The organism is Mycobacterium sp. SMC-16, from assembly GCF_046250085.1.
Taxonomy (GTDB): domain Bacteria; phylum Actinomycetota; class Actinomycetes; order Mycobacteriales; family Mycobacteriaceae; genus Mycobacterium; species Mycobacterium phocaicum.
Window position 1 is genome coordinate 1,000,057 of the sequence record NZ_CP176427.1, and the last position, 23,924, is coordinate 1,023,980.

18 protein-coding genes, 1 tRNA gene and 4 pseudogenes are annotated in these 23,924 nt (G+C 63.0%); 11 read left to right on the plus strand and 12 right to left on the minus strand.

Annotated elements, in window-relative coordinates:
• The first annotated feature begins 26 nt into the window (after positions 1-26).
• Positions 27-206 (plus strand): hypothetical protein, encoded by a 180-nt coding sequence (locus ACJEIK_RS04825; protein WP_406776152.1) that lies wholly within the window; start codon positions 27-29, stop codon positions 204-206.
• Positions 203-2,653, plus strand: a complete 2,451-nt coding sequence (locus ACJEIK_RS04830) for an ATP-binding protein (RefSeq protein ID WP_208673712.1) — start codon at positions 203-205, stop codon at positions 2,651-2,653. The genes ACJEIK_RS04825 and ACJEIK_RS04830 overlap by 4 nt, the downstream gene beginning before the upstream one ends.
• A 369-nt stretch (positions 2,654-3,022) precedes the next feature.
• Here ACJEIK_RS04830 and ACJEIK_RS04835 read toward each other — a convergent pair whose 3' ends face one another.
• The 3 genes from ACJEIK_RS04835 to ACJEIK_RS04845 form a co-directional block, all read right to left on the minus strand.
• Positions 3,023-4,417: an IS1380 family transposase gene (locus tag ACJEIK_RS04835; RefSeq protein WP_099961824.1), complete on the minus strand. Its 1,395-nt coding sequence runs from the start codon at positions 4,415-4,417 to the stop codon at positions 3,023-3,025.
• A gap of 395 nt (positions 4,418-4,812) precedes the next feature.
• The gene (locus tag ACJEIK_RS04840; protein WP_406776375.1) at positions 4,813-5,307 is read right to left on the minus strand and encodes a hypothetical protein; all 495 of its coding nucleotides are present in this window, start codon (positions 5,305-5,307) and stop codon (positions 4,813-4,815) included.
• A gap of 16 nt (positions 5,308-5,323) precedes the next feature.
• Positions 5,324-6,424 carry a helix-turn-helix domain-containing protein gene (locus ACJEIK_RS04845; RefSeq protein WP_406776376.1) on the minus strand — a complete coding sequence of 367 codons (1,101 nt, stop codon included), beginning with the start codon at positions 6,422-6,424 and terminating at the stop codon, positions 5,324-5,326.
• 546 nt (positions 6,425-6,970) lie between these two features.
• On the opposite strand from ACJEIK_RS04845, the gene istA reads away from it, so the two are divergent.
• The 4 genes from istA to ACJEIK_RS04865 all read left to right on the plus strand — a co-directional run bounded on the left by istA (position 6,971) and on the right by ACJEIK_RS04865 (position 10,892).
• A complete protein-coding gene (gene istA / locus ACJEIK_RS04850; protein WP_109558051.1) occupies positions 6,971-8,515 on the plus strand; it encodes an IS21 family transposase in 1,545 nt (514 codons plus the stop codon).
• A 54-nt stretch (positions 8,516-8,569) separates the two neighbouring features.
• Positions 8,570-9,325, plus strand: coding sequence for an IS21-like element helper ATPase IstB (istB, locus tag ACJEIK_RS04855; protein WP_074360265.1), 756 nt, complete (start codon positions 8,570-8,572; stop codon positions 9,323-9,325).
• Positions 9,326-9,594: 269 nt separating this feature from the next.
• Positions 9,595-9,912 (plus strand): hypothetical protein, encoded by a 318-nt coding sequence (locus tag ACJEIK_RS04860; RefSeq protein WP_406804964.1) that lies wholly within the window; start codon positions 9,595-9,597, stop codon positions 9,910-9,912.
• 116 nt (positions 9,913-10,028) lie between these two features.
• A complete protein-coding gene (locus tag ACJEIK_RS04865) occupies positions 10,029-10,892 on the plus strand; it encodes a hypothetical protein (RefSeq protein ID WP_406804963.1) in 864 nt (287 codons plus the stop codon).
• 3 nt (positions 10,893-10,895) lie between these two features.
• Here ACJEIK_RS04865 and ACJEIK_RS04870 read toward each other — a convergent pair whose 3' ends face one another.
• The 3 genes from ACJEIK_RS04870 to ACJEIK_RS04880 all read right to left on the minus strand — a co-directional run bounded on the left by ACJEIK_RS04870 (position 10,896) and on the right by ACJEIK_RS04880 (position 13,317).
• Entirely contained in the window at positions 10,896-11,366 is a 471-nt protein-coding gene (locus tag ACJEIK_RS04870) for a transposase (RefSeq protein WP_406776367.1), read from the minus strand.
• Between the two features lie 75 nt (positions 11,367-11,441).
• On the minus strand, positions 11,442-12,986 hold the full coding sequence (locus ACJEIK_RS04875; protein ID WP_406776368.1) for an ATP-binding protein: 1,545 nt from the start codon (positions 12,984-12,986) through the stop codon (positions 11,442-11,444).
• 133 nt (positions 12,987-13,119) lie between these two features.
• The gene (locus ACJEIK_RS04880; protein WP_208676971.1) at positions 13,120-13,317 is read right to left on the minus strand and encodes an AlpA family transcriptional regulator; all 198 of its coding nucleotides are present in this window, start codon (positions 13,315-13,317) and stop codon (positions 13,120-13,122) included.
• A gap of 187 nt (positions 13,318-13,504) precedes the next feature.
• On the opposite strand from ACJEIK_RS04880, the gene ACJEIK_RS04885 reads away from it, so the two are divergent.
• Together ACJEIK_RS04885 and ACJEIK_RS04890 are read left to right on the plus strand one after the other, a co-directional pair.
• Positions 13,505-14,716 (plus strand): tyrosine-type recombinase/integrase, encoded by a 1,212-nt coding sequence (locus tag ACJEIK_RS04885; protein ID WP_406776369.1) that lies wholly within the window; start codon positions 13,505-13,507, stop codon positions 14,714-14,716.
• Positions 14,717-14,736: 20 nt separating this feature from the next.
• A tRNA-Leu gene (locus ACJEIK_RS04890) sits at positions 14,737-14,810 on the plus strand.
• A 101-nt stretch (positions 14,811-14,911) separates the two neighbouring features.
• On the opposite strand, the pseudogene ACJEIK_RS04895 reads toward ACJEIK_RS04890, so the two are convergent.
• The 6 genes and pseudogenes from ACJEIK_RS04895 to ACJEIK_RS04920 all read right to left on the minus strand — a co-directional run.
• Positions 14,912-16,048 (minus strand): annotated as a pseudogene (locus tag ACJEIK_RS04895) (IS3 family transposase); the annotation flags it as partial.
• On the minus strand, positions 16,015-17,469 hold the full coding sequence (ltrA, locus tag ACJEIK_RS04900) for a group II intron reverse transcriptase/maturase (RefSeq protein WP_061002868.1): 1,455 nt from the start codon (positions 17,467-17,469) through the stop codon (positions 16,015-16,017). The gene ltrA (ACJEIK_RS04900) and the pseudogene ACJEIK_RS04895, both read right to left, overlap by 34 nt.
• A gap of 659 nt (positions 17,470-18,128) precedes the next feature.
• A pseudogene (locus ACJEIK_RS04905) lies at positions 18,129-18,416 on the minus strand (transposase); the annotation flags it as partial.
• Between the two features lie 169 nt (positions 18,417-18,585).
• Positions 18,586-18,984: a DUF6941 family protein gene (locus tag ACJEIK_RS04910; protein ID WP_409431645.1), complete on the minus strand. Its 399-nt coding sequence runs from the start codon at positions 18,982-18,984 to the stop codon at positions 18,586-18,588.
• A gap of 59 nt (positions 18,985-19,043) precedes the next feature.
• Positions 19,044-19,538 carry a helix-turn-helix transcriptional regulator gene (locus ACJEIK_RS04915; RefSeq protein ID WP_162563610.1) on the minus strand — a complete coding sequence of 165 codons (495 nt, stop codon included), beginning with the start codon at positions 19,536-19,538 and terminating at the stop codon, positions 19,044-19,046.
• A gap of 47 nt (positions 19,539-19,585) precedes the next feature.
• Complete coding sequence (locus ACJEIK_RS04920; RefSeq protein ID WP_135355178.1) at positions 19,586-19,960, minus strand: hypothetical protein; 375 nt, start codon at positions 19,958-19,960, stop codon at positions 19,586-19,588.
• A gap of 458 nt (positions 19,961-20,418) precedes the next feature.
• Between ACJEIK_RS04920 and ACJEIK_RS04925 the strand changes: the two are divergent.
• The 3 genes and pseudogenes from ACJEIK_RS04925 to ACJEIK_RS04935 all read left to right on the plus strand — a co-directional run.
• Positions 20,419-20,655: pseudogene (locus ACJEIK_RS04925) on the plus strand (transposase); the annotation flags it as partial.
• A gap of 668 nt (positions 20,656-21,323) precedes the next feature.
• Positions 21,324-22,778, plus strand: coding sequence for a group II intron reverse transcriptase/maturase (gene ltrA, locus ACJEIK_RS04930; RefSeq protein ID WP_061002868.1), 1,455 nt, complete (start codon positions 21,324-21,326; stop codon positions 22,776-22,778).
• Positions 22,779-22,894: 116 nt separating this feature from the next.
• Positions 22,895-23,866: pseudogene (locus tag ACJEIK_RS04935) on the plus strand (IS3 family transposase); the annotation flags it as partial.
• Positions 23,867-23,924 lie beyond the last annotated feature (58 nt).

The window sequence follows — 23,924 nt, forward strand, 5'->3', positions numbered from 1 at the left end:
GGGGTGAACCGTTGGCAGGGGGTCGAGTGTCTCGAATCGAGTCTGAGGTGCTGCGCACGTTTATGCAGCGCCTGAACGAGGTCGACGAGGTGGTGCCCGCGGCGGTAGCAGCACAGCTGGGCGCGTTACTCGGTGCCGACAAGTTGCCCAAGGCTGACGTACTGGTCGCGTTGTTTGCCGAAGAGACCGGCGACCGACGCGCGTGATCCAGATCAAAGCCATTCACGTTGAAGAGTTTCGCGGCATCCGGTTGCTGGATTTGCGACTAGATGGCCAGTCGTTCGTCGTTGCCGGGCCAAATGGCTCTGGCAAGAGTGGCGTCGTCGACGCGATCGACTTCGCGCTAACAGGCTCCGTTGCTCGACTGAGCGGCGCGGGCACCGGTGGAGTCAGCTTGGCCAAACACGGCCCGCACGTGCACCAACGCGACAACCCTGCCGCCGCATCGGTGGCACTGACGATCGTGGACAGCGCGAGTGGCCAGACCGGCGTGCTGACGAGGTGCGTGAAGACTGCCGCAACCTACAAGCTGGAGCCCGACACCCCCGAACTGCATTCCGCAGTGGATTGGGCTGCCCAGCATCCCGAGCTGATTTTGTCGCGGCGCGAGGTCATCAAGTACGTGTACACCGAGCCGGGTAAGCGCGCTCAGGAAGTGCAAGCGCTGCTGAAGCTCGACCGCATCGACGAGACTCGCCGGCTCTTGCGGACCGCGATGACTAGGTCCGCCAGTGACGAAAAACAGGCGACAACCGAGGTTGGCAACGCTGAGGACGCCTTGCGCCGTCATCTCGATCTCACAACGCTGCTGGAATCGCAGGTCCTCGGCGCAGTCAATCAGCATCGTCAGGTCCTCGGGATTGCGCCGCTGGACTCGCTGCAGCCCGACACCGACTTAATCGTCGGGGCTCAGGTTGCCGGTGAGCATTCCTCCTTCAACAAAGCTTCCGCACTCCAAGATGTCAACGAGCTGAGCGCCTTCGCTACGGATCACCCAGAGTTAGATAACGCCGCCCTGGACCTGGCGCAGGCTTTGGCCGAACTGGAGGACGACCCGAGCATTCTCCACGCCCTCACCCATCGCGAGCTCATCGAGGCTGGGCTGCCCCTGGTCACCGAGGCCGCGTGCCCATTGTGCGATCAGCCATGGGAGGACGCCGAGACGCTCCGGCTGCACCTGCAGGGCAAGCTGTCGCGCTCGGAGGCGGCCAAGACGCTGGAGCGTCGGATTCTGCTTGCGGCAGCGCGGTTGAAGGGGCAGGTGCAACGGGCAGAGGCGTTGATTCGCGCCGCCCAACCCCATGCGCTGAAGGTGGGACGTAACGACGACCAAGCTGTGCTTGTCGACTGGCTAGCCGATCTGGCCGCTTTCGCCGCCGTACTGGACCATCTAACGACCATCCGTGAACAGGCGACGCGAGTCGGCGCCAACCCATTAGCCCTTCCCCCTGGGTTGACGGCCCTGCTTGCCGGGGTGCGGCAAGATATCGAGGCGCTGCCGGACCAGAGCGCCACCGCCAACGCTCGCAGTGCCCTGACAGTCGCTCATGAACGGTGGACCCGGCTGCGCCAGGCCCGGGCCACACACATCAAAGCAAGCGCAGCCCACAGCACCGCCAAGGCGGTCTACGAGATTTACAACGACGTGGCAGACACCGAGCTGACCAGGCTTTACACCACCGTGGAACACGACTTCAGTGACTATTACCGCCGCATCAACGCAGACGATGAGTCGTCGTTCAAGGCTGGTTTGGCTCCGTCGGCTGGGAAGTTGGATCTAGAAGTCGATTTCTACGGACTGGGCATGTTTCCTCCAATGGCCTATCACAGCGAGGGCCATCAAGACGGTATGGGAGTGTGCCTCTATCTGGCGCTCATCAGGCAGCTCCTGCACGACGACTTCCGCTTAGCCGTGCTGGATGACGTCGTTACCTCCGTCGACACCAATCACCGACGGCAGTTCTGCAGTCTGCTCAAGGACGTCTTCCCTGACGTTCAGTTCATCCTGACCACCCACGACGAAGTCTGGGCCAGGCAAATGCAGTCCTCAGGGCTTATCGGGGCGAAGGCCCACGCCCGATTCCACGGCTGGACCGTCGATCGCGGTCCGGTGTATGGCCAGGGCGAGGATCTCTGGACGCAGATTGACGCTGACCTCGCGGACGATGATGTGCCCGGAGCAGCTCATAAGCTCCGTCGTAACCTCGAAGCGTCGATGGCAGATATCGTTGCCGCGCTGCAGGGCAAGGTGATCTACCGACCCGATAACAATTACGAACTTGGCGCCTTATTCTCGGCGGCCAAGGGCCGCCATGGAGACCTGCTCAAGAAAGCTGGTACTTCGGCCGAGAAATGGAACAACCAAGCTGGTAAGCAACAAGTTGAAGACCTCAAGACGGCCCGCCAACAGGCGATGCTTGCTCAGGATGGAGAGAATTGGGCGATTAACGCCCTTGTCCACAATAATGATTGGGCGTCGATGTCGAAGGCTGACTTCGCTCCGGTGGTCGCGGCATGCAAGGACTTCTTGGAGCTATTCAGATGTACGAACAGCGCCTGCGGTGGGTGGCTCTACGTCAATGGTTCCCCGGGGCGGGAAGACGCTCTGCGCTGCCCATGCGGGGCGTTGAACCTAAACCTGCGGACAAAATAGTGAATAGAGCTCGTGATTAAGAATCTAATTTCGCGGCGCGACGCCAGGTAGTGATGGTCTCGACAAAACTGGTTACCGGGAGGTCGCCGTCCCGAACCACCCAATTTCATTCGCGCAGTTGGGGTTACGCCAAATTAAGATTGCACGTATCACCGTCCTCGCCGCATCCCGGAGTGAACACGTCGATCCGTTGGCGGCGTGACATACCTAAGCCTCGATCCACCGGTGAGCTGTCGGTGTGAAGTCGATTTCGATTGTGTGAGTTGGGCCCGGGGTGTGCCGTGAGGTGGGTGTGTGTGATGGCCCGATCTCGGTATCGGCTTGTTCCTGTGGGTCTTTCGTCTCGTGCGGGCGGTTGGGGTTGCTCTGTTAGGCCAGCAGTGGCCGGTTTCGGCCAAACAGACTGTGGAACAGGGTGTTCCACGCGGTTTCCCAGGGCCAGTTGCGTGGCAGGTGCAGGGTCAGGCGTCGGGCCGAGGAGGCGATGCGTGCCGGCACGCTGATCAGGGTGCGGCGGATGGTGCCGGTGCGGGCTTTGGCCAGCGCTGGTCCGGTCAGGGTGGCCGCGGCGCGGGTGAGGTTGAACGCCATCGCTGCGCACACCAGCCAGGCGGCGTTGGCGCCGAATCGCCCCGAGGGCAGATGGGCCAGAGCAGAGTCTTTGAGGTCGGCGTGGACCTGCTCGATGAGCGCGTGGCCGCGGTGGGTCTTGTCGGCGGTGACGGTATCGAGGTCGGTGGTGGTGAAGAAGGCATGGAAGCGCCAGGTGTCGAACAGGGTGGTCTGCCCCTCGCCGCTGGCGGGGTTGAGGTCGGGGATGCGCCGCACCACCAGCCTGCCGGGGATCTGCTCGCTGGTTTTGCGGGAGCTGAACGCGGTGAAGTCGATCTCGGCGACCTCGGCGCGCGAGATCCAGCGCTGGGTGTTCTCGTCGTAGATCGCGTCGGTGTACTGGATCGAGATCCAGGCGTCCTCGGGTATGGCGGCGATGGCGGCTTTGACTTTTGGGTCTAGGCGCACGGTGATCGACACGTCGGCACCACCGCGCAGAGCAGCCGCCACGGTTGGGTAGCCGTAGAACGCCGAGTCGGCTCGCAGCAGCGGCCGGGTGGCTGCCGCCGAAGAGCGCAGTCGTGTCACGGTGGCCAGCGTGTCGCCGACGATGCGGGCAGCTCCACGTGCTGATCCGCAGGCGCCTTTGCGTAGGCGTTGGCCGCAGATGATCGGTGCACCATGCTCAGTGGTGAGCGTGGCGATCAGCGCATTTAACCCACGGACCCCGGAGTATCCGTAACCAGATCCCTGTTTGGTGTAGCCGTGCACTTCGATGATGGTGTCATCGAGATCAACACACACCGGACCGTCAACACCGGCCAGCACCGGAGTGCGTTCGTGCAGACCGGCCAGCAACCGCGCCGCCACGGCGTCGAGTTGGCGGACATGACCGAAGCTGAATTCGCGCAGGAACGATCCCAGCGTCGACGGGGCGTACGGGCGGTCGAACACGGTGCCCATCGCGCCGTGGCGCAGCAAGGCCATGTCATCGATGCTGTCAGCACCAGCTACCATGCCCGCGACCAGCGACAAGACTTTCGCCCCGGCGTTGGCGCCCTTGTCGGTCGGCACCGTGATGTGCTCATCAGCCAGGCTGCTCAACCCGCACTGATGAGCCAGAGCGGCCATCGGGACCAGCCCGGCACACGACACCAGATTGGGGTCATCAAAGCGGGCTGACGCCACAGGACGAGTGTGAGATAGTTGCATCTACGAGATGCCCTTCGTTCTGACCGAATGTGATCCTCGACAAATCCCATTCTTTCACCGCGACAGGGCATTTCGTTTTTACAACCCGCCCCAACTCCTATTCGATCGGTGGATCAAGGCTAAGGTCGCTCAGCGTCTAGCCCCTGCGCTGACGTCGACGACAAACCAGGAGAGGCCTTCGCCGAAGTAAGGATGGGCGCTCGGTGCCCGGACAGCAGGAGAACCTTCGATGGCCCCCATTGCGTCCTTCGGATCGTCTGGTGATTGCGCTCTCCTGGAGCCGGAATAAGGACCGCCGATACGACGCCGAATGCAGCGGCGCTTATGGCAAGCGCACGATGGGGGCGACAGACGGGCGAAGCTTTCAATTCAGGCAGGCGGACTCGCTCCTAGATTCAGCCGAACAACTCAGATCCCGACTTCACTGGCAACCACATCCCGGTTCCCAGGAGTGCGTCAACCAGGGCGACAGTCTTGCTCTCGTCTTGATCAAAGATGGATTTGTGCGCATTTGCAACGAGTCTCATCGTGTCTAGAAACGGAACTTTGCGCGCGATTGCTTCTGCCACAGCGGCGCGCTCGTCAATCACAGCAACGAGTTTGCGATGCTTCGCGCACGCAATCACCGCACATTCGCCCATGTGTTCTTTAGTGCCGCCTCCAAGCACTACTTTCACTTGCATCGCCGTCCACTCCTCATCTGAGGTTAGGAATATCCGACCGGCCCACGTCGTGGAACCCACGGTGGGCACGCCGACGTGCAGATTTCTAGCTGCATCGATTTCCAGTTCGACTTCACGCGGGATGAGCACCACACCCTGCGGCGCCAATGCTTGCAGGATGTGCCCGTATCCAGCCCGGCAGAAGTGAGTGAAAGTGCTGGTGTCCATCACCCACTGCGTGCCCTCAGTCACCGCCAACCGCGAATAGCTTTCGCACGCTATCGAGGGATTCTGCCTCCCGTTCCGGTAGGTCTTCGCGTTTCATTGTTCCGCGTAGCAACTCGATGGTTCGCGCTGCGGTCAGCCGGCCCGATGTGTAGCCCTCTACGCAAGCCGCTGCGAAACCCGGCGAGACGTAGGGACATTTTGGCTCGTCGTCCCATGACAACTTGAGTGCGACGTAATCGCCATGGCGAGGCTCTCGGTCGAGCAGGGACTGCCGCGTCTCGTACGAGATCAAACCTAGATTTCTCAGCTGGCTGACGACAGCTGACCAACTCAGCCTGAATATTGATCCCACCGCCAGGGCACGATCGCGAACACTCCACTCGTCGTGCTCGTTCCATATTTTTTGAACTCCCGCGCGTGGGGCGAGAAAATGGATGGCGAATGCGTTGATCATCTTCTCGTGATCGTCGCCAGTCGAGCCGTCGTACGCATCGCCACAAATCCAGTGGCCCAGTTCGTGTGCGAGCGTCATACGCCGTCTTCCGGATTTGGCTTCTCCGTTGACGACCGAAACCGCCAGCCCATCGCGAACCTCGACACACCCGCCATCTGGGCCGTTTTCCCCTAGCGCGGCGGCGTAGGTGACTAGGCCCACCCGCTCGCAAACGTCAGCTAGGTGGTAAATCGGGCCAGTGTCCAACTGAAGGCGATCGCGCACTCGCCGCGCTAGATCCTCAGCTTGAGAGAAGTCCTGAGGTGTCCGGACCTCTTGACTTCTGGTTACGGCCTGAAGCAAACCAAGATCGAACAACGTTTGCGCATCGCTGGCGAACACCTCTATCTCGTCGTCGAGGGCCTGTGAAGTCTCGTCTGAACGTGTGTTATCGGACCTGCGACTGACTACTGCCGGCAAGGGTTCGCTTACGAAAAAAGCTAGAGGTCGACGCAGGGCCTCTGCGATAGCCACCATCTCCGTCATAGCAAGCTTCCGCTCGCCTTTCTCGGCTCGACCCAGTGCCGTACGCTCCATTTTCACCATTTCGGCGAGCTTGCTCTGAGGTATACCGGCGTGTTCTCGCGCTCGGGCAACCCGTTGTCCAAGCGTCAGGTGGTCCATGTGTGGGATTTTCCCACACAAGGATCAAACTTGTCGAGGTTACGGGCCTTGACCTGGTTAAACACCCCGGGGAACGGCCCGGCCGGGCCGTGACTGTCTGAGCCGAAGGCCATCGCCAGCCTGAATGAGGATCCGCATCTGTGGGCCCGCACCCTCTACGACGAACTCAATGACCTCGGGTTCGAGCTTCGCGACGCTTAAATGAGTGTTTCCACCGAAGACGTCTAATCTCGGCGAGCCTCGCCATCCTCGCGGTGCGGAGGCCACCACGCGTCGCTTTCCTGGGGGGCAGAATATCGTCCGTCGACATTCGGTCCACCGCTTCCCGGAGTGCAAGAGGTGTGTGCTCGTCTGGTGCTGAATGTCAGCGGTCACGTATTTCCCCAGGTTTGAGGGGTTGTCCGTCACGTAATTCCCCACCCTGGCTGTCACGTAATTCCCCACCCTGGGCGGTGTGTCTGCCTGGTGTGGGCCTCGTTTACCGGTTCGCTCTGCATCCATCTGATGGTGGATGGAAGGGCGCTGATGGCGAGGAGAAGTATCGTGATGCTCGATTTGGTCGAGTTGTTCACCCACTGGCACGCGGGCCGTTCGCAGGTCCAGTTATCGGAGTCGCTGGGCATTGACCGCAAGACCGTCCGCAAATATTTGGCTCCGGCGGTCGCGGCGGGTATCGGCCCGGGTACGGAGCCGCTGACCGCGCCACAGTGGTCGGAGCTGATCGGCGGGTGGTTCCCGGAACTGTCCGATCCTGCGGCGCGGGCGCTGACCTGGCCGCTGATCGAACCGCACCGGGACCAGATCAAGACCTGGCTCGATGCCGATGTCACGATCGCCACGATCGCTCAGCGGTTGCGGGACGAGCATGCGGTAGCGGTGTCGGAGTCCTCGGTTCGGCGTTGGATCGCAACACATTTCGCGGAAGAGGTGGCACGAGCGAAGGTGACCGTGCCGCGCGGGCCGGTCGAGCCGGGCAGTGAAGCGCAGATCGACTACGGTCGCCTGGGCATGTGGTTCGATCCCGCGGTGGGCCGCCGGGTGGCGGTGTGGGCGTTCGTGATGGTGTTGGCGTGTTCGCGGCACCTGTTCGTGCGCCCGGTGATCCGGATGGACCAAACCACCTGGTGCGCTTGCCATGTCGCGGCGTTCGAGTTCTTCGGCGGGGTCCCGGCCCGGTTGGTGTGTGACAACCTCAAGACCGGGGTGGACAAACCCGACCTGTATGACCCGAAGATCAACCGCGCCTATGCCGAGCTGGCCACCCACTACGGCACCCTGATCGACCCGGCGCGGGCGTTCAAACCCAAAGACAAACCCCGCGTCGAACGGCCCATGCAATACATCCGGGATTCGTTCTGGCGCGGCCGCCAGTTCGACGGGCTGCCCGCGATGCAAACCGACGCCCAGCGCTGGAGCATCGAGGTGGCCGGGGCGAGGTCGTGTCGGGCACTGGAGGGCGCGCCGCCGTTGCGGGTGTTTGAAGCGATCGAAGCCAGCGCGTTGATCGGGTTGCCGCCCAGAGTATTTGAACTGTCCACCTGGTCGATCGGCACCGTCGGCACCGACGCGCACCTCAAGGTCGGCAAGGCGTTGTACTCGGTGCCGTGGCGGCTGATCGGGCAACGCCTGCATGCCCGCACCGCCGGCGACGTGGTACAGGTCTTTCACGCCGATGCGGTGGTGGCCATCCACGTGCGCCGCCCATCGGGGCGCTCGACCGACTTCGCCCATTACCCGCCGGAGAAGGTCGCGTTCGCGATGAAAACCCCGACCTGGTGCCGGCGCACCGCCGAACTGGTCGGCCCGGCCTGCGTCGCGGTGATCGCCGCGTTCATGGCCGACAACGCCATCCACCATCTGCGCGCCGCGCAAGGAGTGCTCGGGCTGCGCGACAAACACGGCTGCGACCGGTTGGAGGCCGCGTGCGCCCGCGCCATCGCCGTCGGTGACCCGTCCTACCGCACCATCAAAGGCATCCTGGCCGCCGGCACCGAACACGCCGGCGACGAACCGCCCGCCAGCACCGGCGCGGCGGGGGCGTTTCTGCGTGGCCCCGACCAGTTCGGCACCGATACCGGCATCATCGCCTGATCGTCACCAATTCCACACTGCTGCAACATAATCAACCTTCAAAGGAAGCCCACCATGTCTATCTGTGATCCGGCGCTACGCACCGCGCTGCGCACCCTGAAACTGTCCGGCATGCTCGACACCCTCGATGCCCGGCTCGCCCAAACCCGCGACGGCGGCCTCGGCCACCTCGAATTCCTGCAAGCCCTCTGTCAAGACGAGATCGCCCGCCGCGAATCCGCCGCTCTCACACGGCGATTGCGCCGCGCCAAGTTCGAAGAACAGGCCACCTTCGAAGACTTCGACTTCACCGCCAACCCGAAACTGCCCGCCGCGATGCTGCGCGACCTGGCCGCCCTGCGCTGGCTCGACGCCGGCGAATCAGTCATCCTCTACGGCCCCGTCGGCGTCGGCAAAACCCATGTGGCACAAGCACTCGGACATCACGTAGCCCGCCGCGGCGGGGACATCCGCTTCGTCAAATGCGCCCGCATGCTCGCCGACCTTGCCGGCGGACACGCCGACCGCACCATCGGCCAGCGCATGCGCGAGTACACCCGGCCCCTGGTACTGATCGTCGATGACTTCGCGATGCGTGAGCACACCACCACCCAATCCGACGATCTCTACGATCTGGTCTCCGACCGGGCCATCGCTGGCAAACCCCTCATCCTGACCAGCAACCGCGCCCCCAAAGACTGGTACCCGCTGTTCCCCAACCCCGTCGTGGCCGAATCCCTACTCGACCGACTGATCAACACCAGCCACCAAGTCCTCATGGACGGACCCAGCTACCGACCCCGGAAACGACCCGGCCGCACCACCACCTAGACAACGCCCGCCCCGACCGGTAAGACCAACACGAGGCCCACACCTGGGGAATTACGTGACAGCAACCCCTGGGGAATTACGTGACCGACGACAGCTGAAGCGTGGCGGTAGGCGACAGCCGCGATGTTCTTATGGGCGGGGAGAGGATGTCGGTCGGAGCCAAGTGCGCGCGACCGCGCGAGGTCAGCGTGTCGATGACTCGTTGGACTTTCGGGCGAATGTGCTTGCGGTGGTGGCCGCGAACCAGGGCGGGGTTCTATCGTTCGGCCATGGTTAAGAGAGCGCGAACCCGCCATTCGAACACCGAGCGAGAGCTGGCCAACATGGCCGATGGCGTGATTCTCACACGTGCACTGGCCGGTATTGCCGAGGTGAAGGTGTGGAAGCTTGAGACGCTATCGGCGGGTGGCGACGACATTGATGAGCTTGAGCGCGCCGAGGCTTCGGCGGAACTCACTAAGGCTCTGTGTACGTACGGCAAGCAGGTCGAGCGAATGCTCGAATATGGAAGCTCGTTGGAAGACATCGCCCACCTAACGAGCATGGAAGTCGATGAACTTCGGCTGGCCGTGTCGTACGCGCGTTGATCCGCGGTTCCAGAGGCATTTTTCGTAGCCGGTTGGTGTACGCGCCAAATTTCGGATATGCGCGAATATGATTGTGGTGGTGGACTATTTCGCCCGGAGCTTCGTACGTTCGAGGCATGAGCGCGAACGAGAAGCTGCGGGCGCGATACCGAGCGGTCGAACTGCAGCGCAAGAGGAACGAAGAGCGGGCTCGGCGTGATCGAGCCAATGCGGCTGGAGCCGAGGAGATTCGGGCAATTCTGCATCGCGTTGGTGCGGTCGATACCTGGGAGCGCAAGCGTTTCGACCACGCTGCCGAGAGCATCCGCACTGATGCGGTGAAGAGGCGGTCAGGTCACTTTCGTGGACTACAGACTGTCGTCGAGCAGATGCGGGGTCGCGGCCAAACCCTGGCGCGGATTGCAGAACTCGCGAGCATAGACGTGCGCGAGCTTCAGACCATGCTGCGGCGGGCGCGATCCGGTGATACCGGCAGGCAGGGTTCATCAGCTTCGCCGGAGGCGAGTGGACGACCCGATTCCAGCTCGATCGCCCTCGATCCGCGCTCAGAGGCTGCGGCGGACGGATCCCCAAGCTGCGGCGCTGGTGGTTACGATCCGACCCGGTGTGTCCGCTGCGATGCAGCGATGCTCGATGAGGACGCTGCTCCACGACGCGGCCGTCGCCGGCTGTACTGCTCGGATACCTGTCGTCGGGACGCATCGGCAGCACGTAACGCCGCACAGCGATATGGGGCGCCGATTCGAGTGATCGAAGTACCGAAAGCTGCTGCAGCGCAGAAGCAATCTGCAGAAACGCCCAAGCCGGACCAGCCGGGCGTGCCGATGGATGCTGTCAACAGCGTCCTGGGCGACGGCAAGGCCCTACGCGGGTTGCTTACTCGCGTGGCAGAGCAGGCTCGGCTCAAGAAGCTGGACCGCGCCACACTGACGGCTGCGCGGGAGCTGTCCAATGCCGTTCATCCGCATCGTGATTGGTGATTTTTACCTGATCCGGCGAGGCCGTCGTCTTGACTTTCTGCGGGCGCGTCGTGCGGCGGGACTGCACCCGGTCATGCTCGAGGCGGTACGGCCAGCGGCGTGGATCGCCTTCTGGGCGAGGTCTTCGGCAAGGTACGCGATGCTGGCCTCCAATTCGTAGACCGCTTCCTTGCGTTCTTCGGCGATCATCTCTCCAGCGTCCCCGGGGTGCGGCAGATATCCGTTCTGTCGGCCGAGCGTGTCAATCACGACGTCGATGGCATCGTCGAACTGGGTGTCCAACTGTTGGGCATCGGTATCGGCCCATTCCTCGATGTACTCTTCCCGCTCTTCTGGGGTCCAGAATTCTGGAAACGACAGATGTGTTCGGTAGAGGTCGCGGATTGCCGCATCGAGCTGGCCGGACTGGCGGATCTCGGGCCAATCGCTGATCGCGGCGGTGGCCAGGTTCTCCAGGTCGTCGTCCAGGCTCATCGCGGCTGCTCCCTCCAGGCTTGTCCAGATACTGCCTGCACGCACCGACAAGTCGTCGGATCTGGGACCCCCTTGCTATGCGGAGAGGTCGTCGCGGGCATCGTCGATGTGCGAGGGCGTGGGGTGCTCGGGGCCGGGCCGTAGCAGCGAGGGACGCGAGGGTTGCGAGGCTCGGTGGGCGGCCACGTCTTTGTGTGGGGGGTAGATGGTCCACAGCAGGACGTTGCGGTGGTTGCGTGCCCCGTCGTCCTCGATCAACCATCCGAGTTTCCGCAGCGCCGGCGCGTGCCTGCGGAGCAGGCTCGTGACGTCGCGGCCGTTCCTTGGCCATTCTTTGGGCCGTCGCCAGTCGCCACCCGTCGGCGTGATCAACGCGAGCAAGTCGACACCGGACTGCCCGCGCAACGGTTCGTGAGTGTGGAGGCGCAGACATTCGATGAAAGGGTCAGCGGACAGGCTGTCTTCCGACAGCTGATCCGAACGTGACATGTAGCGGCGCAAGCCATCGGACGACAGAACCTCGTCGACGCACGCCAGCACGCGACCGAAGTCAGCCATGCGTGGTGCGTCGTCGACCTCGATGGTGTCCAGGCGGTGATGCACGGTCGCAGCCAGGCTGAGCAGTCCACTCAAAATGCCCGGTAGAGCCTGGTGCCACAGTTGTCGCAGGCCGGCCTCCGGCTGTCGCATGTGGCGGTCGATGCGTCGCAGATCAATCATCGCCATGCGTTCGGCAAGGTCGGGGCGCACCGCGCCGACGTCGATGCCGTTGATGATGATGCAGCGGCGGAACTTCACCACGGCAAGATCGCCGTCGGTGTACAGCGCACGTTTGACGTTGCCGTCGCCGGTGGCGGCACGGCACAGCGAATCTGACAACCAGGGAGGAATCGCCGACAGATTGTCCAGAGCGACAAGCCAGGAGCCGGACGCGGCAGTTACCCAGGAGTCGGCGTCGCGTGGTGCCTGGCGCAGTGGAACGGGGGAGGGGTCGATGAGGTCGACCAGCATGCGCGTCGTCGTGGTCTTAGCGCTGCCCTGCTCGGCGAACAGTGCTACCACCGGGTGCGGCACATCGGTCTGGACGAGTGCCGCGATGAGTGCCGCGAGCAGCACGGGGCGGTCTGGGAGGGCGACGTTGATGAAGTCCCACAACCGGTAGAGGTCTCCGGTCCGGGGTGGTAGAGGCATTGCAGCCGTTAGCTTGGTGCGCAGGAACCGAACTGGGGCGGTGTCGATGACCGACCAGGTGCCTGCGCGGAGACGAATGACCTTGCCGTCGGTTCGTCCGGTGTCGATGTAACTGGTTCCGTCGAGCTCAGCGACGCGGAGATTCAGCTTTTCAGTTCTCTGCGCGGTGGCCAGGCCTTCGAGGACCAGGGTGGCGTCGGTGAGGGCCTGGCCACCGGCGACGGTGCCCGTCTCGGCAAAGTAGCGGGAGGCGAGTTCGGCGCGTAGACCGGCCTTGCCTGCACGCAGCAGAATCGCCAGATGCGGGCGGGCGCGGTCAGTGCCAAAGGGCTCTCCGTCCTCGGACACGCCGAGGAGATACCGTTCTTGAGCCATGGCTACCAGGCGCGCGGCAACTGACTTCTTGTCGCTTTCGTTGTTGGCGCTCATGGGTTTTCCTGCCAGCGGTGCTTCTGCAGGCGGGCATGACGGGCTATTCTCATGGGGAACTTCCGGTTGAGCGATCGGGTTGTTCGAACGAAAGGCCTCGGCTAGACCCCGAGGTCTTTCTCATGCCTGGGCATCACGCGGCGTCGCCGCCTCCGCGCCGGGTTGCGCACTCCCGCTCGGATATCCACCGCAGAACCTCATCGCGTCGATACACGACCCGGCGTCCCAGGGTGAAGCTTGCTGGACCGATATCCGAGTGACGCCAGTACCTCAGCGTTCCAACCGGAACACCGGTGATGTCCGAGACTTCCTTGGCTCCTAGCAATTCCATCAGATTCCTCCTGAATCTCAGTTGTCTTGGCTGAGCCAACATTGACTGGAAGAACGGCGACGTGTCCACCACCGCAGCCACATTCAAGGAAAAGTCGTTCGAGTCCCGCTGATGCGACCGAACAGGACACCGACAGACGGCTTGCAAAGCGGATGAACCCTACGGATTTCTGCGGTATGGTCCATTTGTGATCACCCGGAACGAACGGGCGGGTATCGATGACCGCTGGCACAAGCGTGTCAAAGGCCAGGATGGCGCCATGCGCACGGAGCGGTCTGCGGTGTACGGCAAGGTCTCGCGATGGCGTGTCAGATGGGTCGACAGCACAGGTGCTGAACGCACCAAGAGTTTCCAGCGCAAGCCGGATGCGCAGGCGTACCTCAACGGCCTGACCGCTGATTTTCAGCGCGGTGAGTATGTCGACCCGAGGAAGAGCGCGGAGACATTCGGGTCGGTGGCCGAGCAGTGGTTCGCCACCAAACAGCACCGAAAGCCGAAAACCGTTGCAGGATATCGCTCGTTGCTCGACACCGTGGTGCTGCCGAAGTGGGAAGGTGTTCCGCTGAAAAGGCTTGACTACGAGTCCTATTCGACGTGGCTGGGGTCGCTATCGGTCGATGGTGGGCAACGTGGAGCCGGCTTATCGGCAAGTCGGATCACCCAAGCGCATCAGCTGGTAGGTGCTGTCCTCAAGTACGCCCAACGGACTGGCAAGGTGGCGAAGAACGTCGCGTTGGAGATCAAGCGGGACGAGGATCTTCCCGAGCAAGCCGAGCGTGAACGGCGCTACCTGAGCCATACCGAGCTGTTGATGCTAGCCAAGGCTGCCGATCGGTTCGAGACGCTGACGCTGGTCCTGGGGTACTGCGGGCTGAGATTCGGCGAAGCCGTTGCGTTGCGCCGCCGGCATGTGGGGGATCGGGTGCTGACGGTTCGCTCGTCCGCAACCGCGGTCACCGGTAAGGGCATCGTGGAGTCGACGACCAAGACGAAGCGGGATCGTCACGTGCCAGTGCCCGAACCCGTGTGGAAGAAACTCAAGGCAGAGCTACCGGCCGACCCGAACGCGCTGGTGTTTCCCAGCCGCAAGGGTGGGTTCCTGCCACTCGGTGAGTACCGCTGGGCATTCGACAACGCGTGTGCAGACGTCGGCATCGAGGGGCTGGTACCGCACGGCCTCAGGCACACCACGGCCTCACTGGCGATCAGTGCAGGCGCTAACGTCAAGGTCGTGCAGAGACTCCTGGGGCATGCGACGGCGGCCATGACGCTCGACCGCTACGGCCACTTGCTCAACGACGATTTGAGCGGTGTGGCCGATGCGCTGGGCAAGGCCATCGATAGCACTGCGGTATCACTGCGGTACTTAGGACGTCAAGGGACGGCTGAGACGGCCTAAAGTATGCTCTGAGCTGCAAAGCCCCCATAGCCCAATTGGCAGAGGCAGCGGACTTAAAATCCGCCAAGTGTCGGTTCGAGTCCGACTGGGGGCACCGTAATTCCCTGATCGGCGCCTTCCTGCCTGGGTTGGGTGAGGCCCGCCTCAGTGTCACGAGTTGTCGCAACCTGAACCGCCCCAGGTTTTCCGCCGCTGCTATACGGGTTGACGCTCTCGGTCGAGGGCGCTGTAGTGGGCGTGCTCGTACTCGGTTGGGCTGACCATGCCGAGACTGGAGTGCAGCCTTCGGTTGTTGTACCACTCGACCCAGGCTGCTGTCGCGTACTCGACGTCGGCGATGGTCCTAAACGGCCCCGGGTGGAACACTGTGGTTCGGATGCATTCGGTCTTGTACAAGCCGTTGATCGTTTCCATCAGAGCGTTGTCGTAGGCATCCCCGACGCTGCCAATGGAAGGTGAAATCCCTTCCAGTTCAAGGTGTTCGGTGAAACGGACCGACGTGTATTGGCTTCCGGCGTCGCTGTGGTGGATGAGCTCGCCGGCTGCGGTGGGATGACCTTCGTGACGGCGCTGCCACACGGCCATCCGCAACGGGACCATCACCAGATCGGTGGTCTTGGTGGTGGCCGCGTGCCAGGCCACGATCCGCTGAGCGAACACGTCGACGATGAAGGCCACGTAGACAAAGCCCGCCCAGGACCGCACGTAAGTGAAGTCGGTGACCCATACCCGGTTCGGGACGCTCGCATGGAAGTTGCGGTTGAGCAGATCCGGGGCGCGGCGCCCGTCGGTGTCCGGGATCGTGGTGCGCACCTTCTTTGACCGCCGTATGCCCTGCAGACCCAACGTGCACATCGCCCGGTGCACCGAGCCCGCCGAGGCCTCTGGCAGCGCGGCACGGCGGATCAGGGCCGTCATCTTGCGCCGCCCGTAGAGCCCCTCGGGGGCCAGAACGCGCTTGCCGGCGGCGTTGGTGGTCCACGCCAGGCCACGCACAGCGTCGATGACCTGGGCGTCGGTGATGGTGCGGGCCGCTACCGTCCGGCCTGGTTGTTTCCAGGACCGGTAGGTGCGCGCGGCGATCTGACAGCCCTGCTCACACAAGACTCGGCAGATCGACTCGACCGCGTGCCCAGCGGCGCGTTGATCGTCGATGAACGCGAAGATCACCGGTTGCGGGGGTCGGTGAAAGTCGGCCCGGGACGCGGTGACAACCGTTGGGGCTGTTCCGTTTTCCCGGGCCGCTTCCCGAACCCGGCGTGCACCTTTCAATGCACCGGGCTCTCCACAAGACCCGGTCAGGCTGCTGTGGTGTCCTCCTCGTCGGTCGGCCAGGGCGAGGGAATGACCGCACCGCGGTAGCGGTAGCGGGTCGTGCCGATCTTCTCCAGATCGATCAGCACACGGTCCTCGGTGGCTGGCCACCAGCCGCCGCCGCAATATTGGCGGCGCAGGTCTTTCCAGGTCGACTTGCGGTGTTTTCGTCGGAGCCAGCGCCACACCGTCTGCCACGTGTAGTGACTGAGGTAGGAGAAGGTCGCCGAGGACACCCCGGCCCGGAAATAGCCCGCCCATCCCTGCAGCGTCGCGTTGATGCGGCGCAGCAGGTCATCGAGCGGCTGGTTGAGTTCAACTGTTCGGCGCAGCGTCTTGATCTTCCGTTTGACCGCCAACACGGCCTTCGTGGACGGATGAACATAGACGTAGCTGCAGCTGGTGCCCCGCTTGCGGCGACGCTGGATGCGCCACCCGAGGAAGTCCAGCCCCTCGTCGATATGGGTGATCAGGGTCTTGTCCGGTGCCAGACGCAACCCCATCGTCGCCAACACGGCGGCGATGTCCTCCTGTAGTGCTTCGGCGTGGGCTCTGGTGCCCCGCACCATCAGACACCAGTCGTCGGCATAGCGGACCAGCCGAAAGTTCGGCTGCCCGTGACGAAGTCGTCGAGCGCGCTCAACCGAGCCGGTAGCCGGACCACCCGGCAACCCGGCAATGTGTTCATCGAGCACCGACAACGCCACATTGGCCAACAGCGGCGAAAGAATCCCACCCTGCGGAGTTCCGGCGGTGCTGTCCGCCAGCAGGCCGTCCTCGGTGAGGATGCCCGCCTTGAGGAACGCCTTCACCAACCCCAAGACACGGTTGTCACCGACGCGTCGACGCACCCGCCCCATCAGAGCGGTGTGGTCGATCTCATCGAAACAGGCCTTGATGTCTCCCTCAACAACCCAGTCATAACACCGGGGACGTGTTGCGAGATAACGCACTTCGGCCACCGCATCATGAGCGCGGCGCTTCGGACGGAAACCGTAGGAACACGGCAGGAAATCCGCCTCAAAGATCGGCTCCAACACCAACTTCAACGATGCCTGGACCACCCGATCGGCCACGGTGGGAATCCCCAAGCGGCGCAACGCACCACCGGTCTTGGGGATCATCCGCTCGCGCACCGGCAACGGGCGGAAACTGCGGTCCTTCAACTGCGACCGCAGTTCATCGAGGAACACCTCGATGCCCTGCCCGGCAGTGATGGACGACGCGGTGCGCCGATCCACCCCGGCCGTGGCGGCACCCTTATTCCCGCTGACCCGATCCCACGCCACCAACACGAACGCGGGATCGGCGACGAGGTTGAACAGATCGTCGAACCGGCGATCAAGATCATCGCGTGCCCAACGGTGCAGCTTGGTCTGGATCTTCAGTACCCGTTGCCGCGCCAGCATCAGCGCCAACTCCAGCTCGTCGGTATTCACCGGCGACATAACTTCCTCTCCTGACCTTCCAGTTTCCGCACTGCATGTCTTGCTGGCCCCCTTCGCCCTGTGACCGCCTTTCTCGGTCTCCACGACGGGCACGTCACCGCCCGCGACTACTACGAGGCCTCCGCCCCACCCTGAAATGCGGTTCCTTGACTCCGAACCCGAGTCGTCACACCCGCCCCGACTGGCTGCCGGAAACGAAATGAGCGGTCCCGCAGGGTGGTTCCCACGTTCACCAGGTCATCGATTGGTCAGGGAGGCGCCCAGCTCTACTCCGGCAGCATCGCCACGGCTACGCCGCAGGCCTTCACCGTGGCCTCCCCACCGCTGGAACTAAACGGCTTCGGAGTCAAACCCCACCCGCTCGGGTTCGTGCACTGCACACCGGCCCATATCCACCAGATTGGAGCCGGCTTCGCGGTTACGGAGCGTCTGACACTGGTTCGCTTACGCTGCACCTTCTGACCTTGCTCGACAAGCCCGCACCGTCTGGCAGTGCCGGCACGGCTTGCCTTCTCGGGACCGCTTGCCACCGATCACCGTCGTTCCCGGCGATCGGCTGCCCCGATGCTTCCTCAGGCCGCTGCGACGACCCGAAGGAGACGGTCTCTCACCGCCTCTCGATATACCCAGCGCCTCGTGGCGCACAGCTCCCCCGCGAAGAAAGTTGTCGCCGCTTTCAGAATCGCGACATCCTCACGTAGCCTTCGGTTTTCAGCCCTCAGCCGCTTGATTTCCTCGTTCTCCTCCGTGGTGACACCGGGTCGTTGACCATCATCGATCTGGGCCTGCACCACCCAGCGCCGCACCGATTCCTTACCCACCCCAAGCTGACGGGCCACCGCTTCCGAAGCGGCGGTCAACGACGAGTACTCCTGCTGATGCTCGGTCACCAGCCGCACCGCCCGCTCACGCAAGGCAGGATCGATTTTCTTCGGCATGCTGCTCATCCTTCCGGACTCAAACAGCAGCGGCATCAAACCTGGGGCGGTTCAACCCGGCTGAAACTCGTTCTGGCCGCCTGGAGGGCCAGTGCCAAGCGTTCGATGCTGCGAATCCGGAGAACGTGCCTCGTATGCGTCAAGGTTTGCGCAACGTACCGGGGCAGGGCTAGGGGGAATCGTGGGGCGGCGTGGGTTCCACACCGACCTCAACAGGCGCAATGCCCGTGTCGACCTCGAAGTAGATAGAGCTACCGGGCTCCTCGGTCCCAGGAAACCTGACGTTCACCTTGTAGAGGCCGACTTTCGTCACGGCAATCGGTGAGATGTCAACGACGATCGCCGCCGTCGCAGCCCTTAGATCGGCCCCCGGCCGTATTTGGGACGCGACCCCTCCCTCGACTCGACCGAAGACCTCGTCTTCGTCTGGGGACGTGATCGTAATCTCGATCGCTATCTCGGAGCCGCTCACGTAGTCAATGGGCAGTTCAATCATGGCGACGAGCGTCAGGCCGAGGGGGGCCGGGAAGATGGGGCGGCCGATGCGGTTTACGCCACCGTTGAGCATGCTCACCAAGCCGACACTGGATACCGTCGCGTGCTCACAAAGGGTCAGAACGATAACCCTCACTTTAGGTCCGCCTCAGTAACTAATTCGGGGTTGACCTCACCCATGGTCAGGGCATTAATTGGCGCGTTGCTAAGGAACGGGTCGTAGTGTCCTCCCGCTGCGTTTAAGGCGCGGGTGCCGGTGATCAGCTGGCCACCGTATTCGTTGAGCTGGCTGGTGCCCCACGACCTAGTCGATTCAGCGCTCTTGATAGCGTTGATGATAACGATCGCGTTTGCGGCGTTGATCACGGTCTGAGATGTGTTGCTCTGCGGTGTAACCCATTTGGCGCCGGGAGCGTACGGCGTTTCGCTGTCTTCAACAGTGAGTTTGGCGCGAACTCCGAGGGCCTCCATCATTGCGGCGAAGCTTCGTAGCGTCAGATTTCGACGGCCACTCAGTCTCTGGCTTATCTCGCTGGGACGAACGTCCAAGCGCGCGGCGAGTTGCTTCTTGTTGACCCCAGCACGCTCCATCGCCTCATGAACCGCTTCGCTTGCCTCGACGACCAATCGTTCGCCGGCAAGTAACGACCTGTACTCGCGTGAGTTCCGCGATCTCATAGTTCTCCCCGCTTATGCTGGCCGAAGATCTTCACTGCCTTCTTTATCTCCCGCTTCACCTTGCTATCGTCCGGTCGCTTGCGGCCGTGGGTTGCGGTGAAGTCCTTCCCGTCTCGGAGCATGTACAACCGGTAACCCGGTCCTGCATGGACTTTTATCTCGAAGACAGCTTCATCGAGGAATCGCCACTGTCCAGTTGCGCGAAGGTGCCCGATCGTGCATAGATGGGCGAACCTTGCTTCGAATCCGGCGAATGCGATGTCGTCCAGACCGTCCAGCCACTCCTCGACCTCACAGACGCCCTCCTTCGTCTCCACCGCGTACAACGTCAACGCTTCGCCCTCGAAGATTATTCGACGTTGTGAAGTCATATCTTCACTTTGCTCCAAGTGTAGATCGTGAACGGACGACCGTCACCGTGCCCCCAAGATTGAAACCGTAATCTACCTGCGGTTAGCCGGGCATCAGTAAGTATCGGGGTAAATCCGGCCGCGTGGGCTGCCGGTGTATCGCGAGGCGGACGTACCCAAGGCTTTTGTGCATTGTGCTCGCAGCGATTGCCGGATCCGCCCATGCAGAAAGAGTGCCCCGCTGCTAGCAGTTGTCGCGGTACACGTCGGCGACGTCCGGGCCCTCGGCACGCAATGCGAGAAGGATTCGCGACATGTCGCCGTGCCGCCTTCTCCGTGTCGCCCTCGACGTGTTGTTGCGGCCCGCGTGATCCACCCCGGCGTGTCTGGAGAGTTCTTCTTTTGGGAAGGATGGGTCCATGGCTGCAGGGACGTCGAGACGGCGGTATCCGGAGGAATTGAAGGCGCGGGCTGTGCAGATGGTGGCCGATCTGCGCAGTGATTCGGTCTCGGAGTGGGAGGCCATGGGTCGGGTCGCTGATCTGCTGGGTGTCGGTAGCGCCGAGACCGTGCGCAAGTGGGTGCGTCAGGCCGAGATCGACGGCGGTGCGCGGGCCGGACAGACCACAGAGGAATCCGAGACGGTGCGCAAGCTGCGCCGAGAGAACGCCGAACTCAAGCGAGCCAACGCGATCTTGAAGGCGGCGTCGGCTTTCTTCGCGGCCGAACTGTGCGCCACGAGGCGCTGGGTATATCGAGAGGCGGTGAGAGACCGTCTCCTTCGGGTCGTCGCAGCGGCCTGAGGAAGCATCGGGGCAGCCGATCGCCGGGAACGACGGTGATCGGTGGCAAGCGGTCCCGAGAAGGCAAGCCGTGCCGGCACTGCCAGACGGTGCGGGCTTGTCGAGCAAGGTCAGAAGGTGCAGCGTAAGCGAACCAGTGTCAGACGCTCCGTAACCGCGAAGCCGGCTCCAATCTGGTGGATATGGGCCGGTGTGCAGTGCACGAACCCGAGCGGGTGGGGTTTGACTCCGAAGCCGTTTAGTTCCAGCGGTGGGGAGGCCACGGTGAAGGCCTGCGGCGTAGCCGTGGCGATGCTGCCGGAGTAGAGCTGGGCGCCTCCCTGACCAATCGATGACCTGGTGAACGTGGGAACCACCCTGCGGGACCGCTCATTTCGTTTCCGGCAGCCAGTCGGGGCGGGTGTGACGACTCGGGTTCGGAGTCAAGGAACCGCATTTCAGGGTGGGGCGGAGGCCTCGTAGTAGTCGCGGGCGGTGACGTGCCCGTCGTGGAGACCGAGAAAGGCGGTCACAGGGCGAAGGGGGCCAGCAAGACATGCAGTGCGGAAACTGGAAGGTCAGGAGAGGAAGTTATGTCGCCGGTGAATACCGACGAGCTGGAGTTGGCGCTGATGCTGGCGCGGCAACGGGTACTGAAGATCCAGACCAAGCTGCACCGTTGGGCACGCGATGATCTTGATCGCCGGTTCGACGATCTGTTCAACCTCGTCGCCGATCCCGCGTTCGTGTTGGTGGCGTGGGATCGGGTCAGCGGGAATAAGGGTGCCGCCACGGCCGGGGTGGATCGGCGCACCGCGTCGTCCATCACTGCCGGGCAGGGCATCGAGGTGTTCCTCGATGAACTGCGGTCGCAGTTGAAGGACCGCAGTTTCCGCCCGTTGCCGGTGCGCGAGCGGATGATCCCCAAGACCGGTGGTGCGTTGCGCCGCTTGGGGATTCCCACCGTGGCCGATCGGGTGGTCCAGGCATCGTTGAAGTTGGTGTTGGAGCCGATCTTTGAGGCGGATTTCCTGCCGTGTTCCTACGGTTTCCGTCCGAAGCGCCGCGCTCATGATGCGGTGGCCGAAGTGCGTTATCTCGCAACACGTCCCCGGTGTTATGACTGGGTTGTTGAGGGAGACATCAAGGCCTGTTTCGATGAGATCGACCACACCGCTCTGATGGGGCGGGTGCGTCGACGCGTCGGTGACAACCGTGTCTTGGGGTTGGTGAAGGCGTTCCTCAAGGCGGGCATCCTCACCGAGGACGGCCTGCTGGCGGACAGCACCGCCGGAACTCCGCAGGGTGGGATTCTTTCGCCGCTGTTGGCCAATGTGGCGTTGTCGGTGCTCGATGAACACATTGCCGGGTTGCCGGGTGGTCCGGCTACCGGCTCGGTTGAGCGCGCTCGACGACTTCGTCACGGGCAGCCGAACTTTCGGCTGGTCCGCTATGCCGACGACTGGTGTCTGATGGTGCGGGGCACCAGAGCCCACGCCGAAGCACTACAGGAGGACATCGCCGCCGTGTTGGCGACGATGGGGTTGCGTCTGGCACCGGACAAGACCCTGATCACCCATATCGACGAGGGGCTGGACTTCCTCGGGTGGCGCATCCAGCGTCGCCGCAAGCGGGGCACCAGCTGCAGCTACGTCTATGTTCATCCGTCCACGAAGGCCGTGTTGGCGGTCAAACGGAAGATCAAGACGCTGCGCCGAACAGTTGAACTCAACCAGCCGCTCGATGACCTGCTGCGCCGCATCAACGCGACGCTGCAGGGATGGGCGGGCTATTTCCGGGCCGGGGTGTCCTCGGCGACCTTCTCCTACCTCAGTCACTACACGTGGCAGACGGTGTGGCGCTGGCTCCGACGAAAACACCGCAAGTCGACCTGGAAAGACCTGCGCCGCCAATATTGCGGCGGCGGCTGGTGGCCAGCCACCGAGGACCGTGTGCTGATCGATCTGGAGAAGATCGGCACGACCCGCTACCGCTACCGCGGTGCGGTCATTCCCTCGCCCTGGCCGACCGACGAGGAGGACACCACAGCAGCCTGACCGGGTCTTGTGGAGAGCCCGGTGCATTGAAAGGTGCACGCCGGGTTCGGGAAGCGGCCCGGGAAAACGGAACAGCCCCAACGGTTGTCACCGCGTCCCGGGCCGACTTTCACGGACCGGCCACATCAGTAGTCGTGGAGTTCATCAGCGCCCACCTGGGTCACCGGGTGGGCGCTGATGGTCTCAAGTGGGGTGTCGAGTCGATGTGTGCCGTGCTTACCGAGTACGGCATTGCTATCGCCCCGTCGACGTATTACGCACATCGAGTCGGTGACGGCCCGTCAACGGCCGATCTGGCGGACGCGCAGATCATCGACGCGATCTGGCGGCTACGTAAGTCATCGGCATTGTTTAAGGTACTGGGCGCGCGCAAGACATGGATTGTACTGCGCACCAACGGAATTGATGTTTCTCGGTGCGTGGTGGAGCGAGTGATGCGGGAAATGGGGTGGCGCGGGGCGTGCAAGCGGCGCCGGGTGCTAACCACCGTTGCTGACCCGGCTGCGATGCGGGCTCCGGATCGGGTGCAGCGGTGTTTCGTCGCCGCGGCGCCGGACCGGTTGTGGGTGGCCGATTTCACCTATTGCCGTACCCGTGCCGGCTGGGCCTACACGGCGTTCGTCACTGACGTCTACGCCCGCAAGATCGTGGGCTGGAAGGTGGCCACCGAGATGACTCAGAAGCTGGTCACCGACGCGATAAATCACGCTATTGATACCCGGAAGCGTTCTGGTGCAACAACTTTGGCAGATCTCGTCCATCATAGCGATGCGGGCTCACAATATACGGCGGTCGCGTTCACTGAACACCTTGCTGCCGAAGGGATCTTGCCGTCGATCGGGACCGTCGGTGACAGCTTCGATAATGCCCTGGCCGAATCAGTGAACAGCAGTTACAAGACCGAGCTCATCGACAACCAGCCGCTGTATCCGGGAGCTACCGAGCTGTCCCTGGCAACGGCCGAATGGGTCGCGTTCTACAACCGTCAGCGGCCCAACGGCTACTGCCAGGACCTGACACCGGACCGGGCCGAAGCGCTCTACTACCATCGCCTCCAGCACCCTCAAACCGAGGAGGCACTCACATAACAGAGCCTCCGAACACGCCGGGGCGGATCAGCGGCCCCGATGTTGTCCCACTCGACCC

What these genes read in the sequence shown, in the direction of transcription:
- ACJEIK_RS04840 (WP_406776375.1), bottom strand. Translation starts at nt 5,307, where the DNA reads ATGGACACCAGCACTTTCACTCACTTCTGCCGGGCTGGATACGGGCAC.
- ACJEIK_RS04870 (WP_406776367.1), bottom strand. Translation starts at nt 11,366, where the DNA reads ATGAGCCTGGACGACGACCTGGAGAACCTGGCCACCGCCGCGATCAGC.
- ACJEIK_RS04845 (WP_406776376.1), bottom strand. Translation starts at nt 6,424, where the DNA reads ATGGACCACCTGACGCTTGGACAACGGGTTGCCCGAGCGCGAGAACAC.
- istA (WP_109558051.1), top strand. Translation starts at nt 6,971, where the DNA reads ATGCTCGATTTGGTCGAGTTGTTCACCCACTGGCACGCGGGCCGTTCG.
- ACJEIK_RS04910 (WP_409431645.1), bottom strand. Translation starts at nt 18,984, where the DNA reads ATGCTCAACGGTGGCGTAAACCGCATCGGCCGCCCCATCTTCCCGGCC.
- ACJEIK_RS04875 (WP_406776368.1), bottom strand. Translation starts at nt 12,986, where the DNA reads ATGAGCGCCAACAACGAAAGCGACAAGAAGTCAGTTGCCGCGCGCCTG.
- ACJEIK_RS04860 (WP_406804964.1), top strand. Translation starts at nt 9,595, where the DNA reads ATGGTTAAGAGAGCGCGAACCCGCCATTCGAACACCGAGCGAGAGCTG.
- ACJEIK_RS04865 (WP_406804963.1), top strand. Translation starts at nt 10,029, where the DNA reads ATGAGCGCGAACGAGAAGCTGCGGGCGCGATACCGAGCGGTCGAACTG.
- istB (WP_074360265.1), top strand. Translation starts at nt 8,570, where the DNA reads ATGTCTATCTGTGATCCGGCGCTACGCACCGCGCTGCGCACCCTGAAA.
- ACJEIK_RS04880 (WP_208676971.1), bottom strand. Translation starts at nt 13,317, where the DNA reads ATGGAATTGCTAGGAGCCAAGGAAGTCTCGGACATCACCGGTGTTCCG.
- ACJEIK_RS04835 (WP_099961824.1), bottom strand. Translation starts at nt 4,417, where the DNA reads ATGCAACTATCTCACACTCGTCCTGTGGCGTCAGCCCGCTTTGATGAC.
- ACJEIK_RS04920 (WP_135355178.1), bottom strand. Translation starts at nt 19,960, where the DNA reads ATGACTTCACAACGTCGAATAATCTTCGAGGGCGAAGCGTTGACGTTG.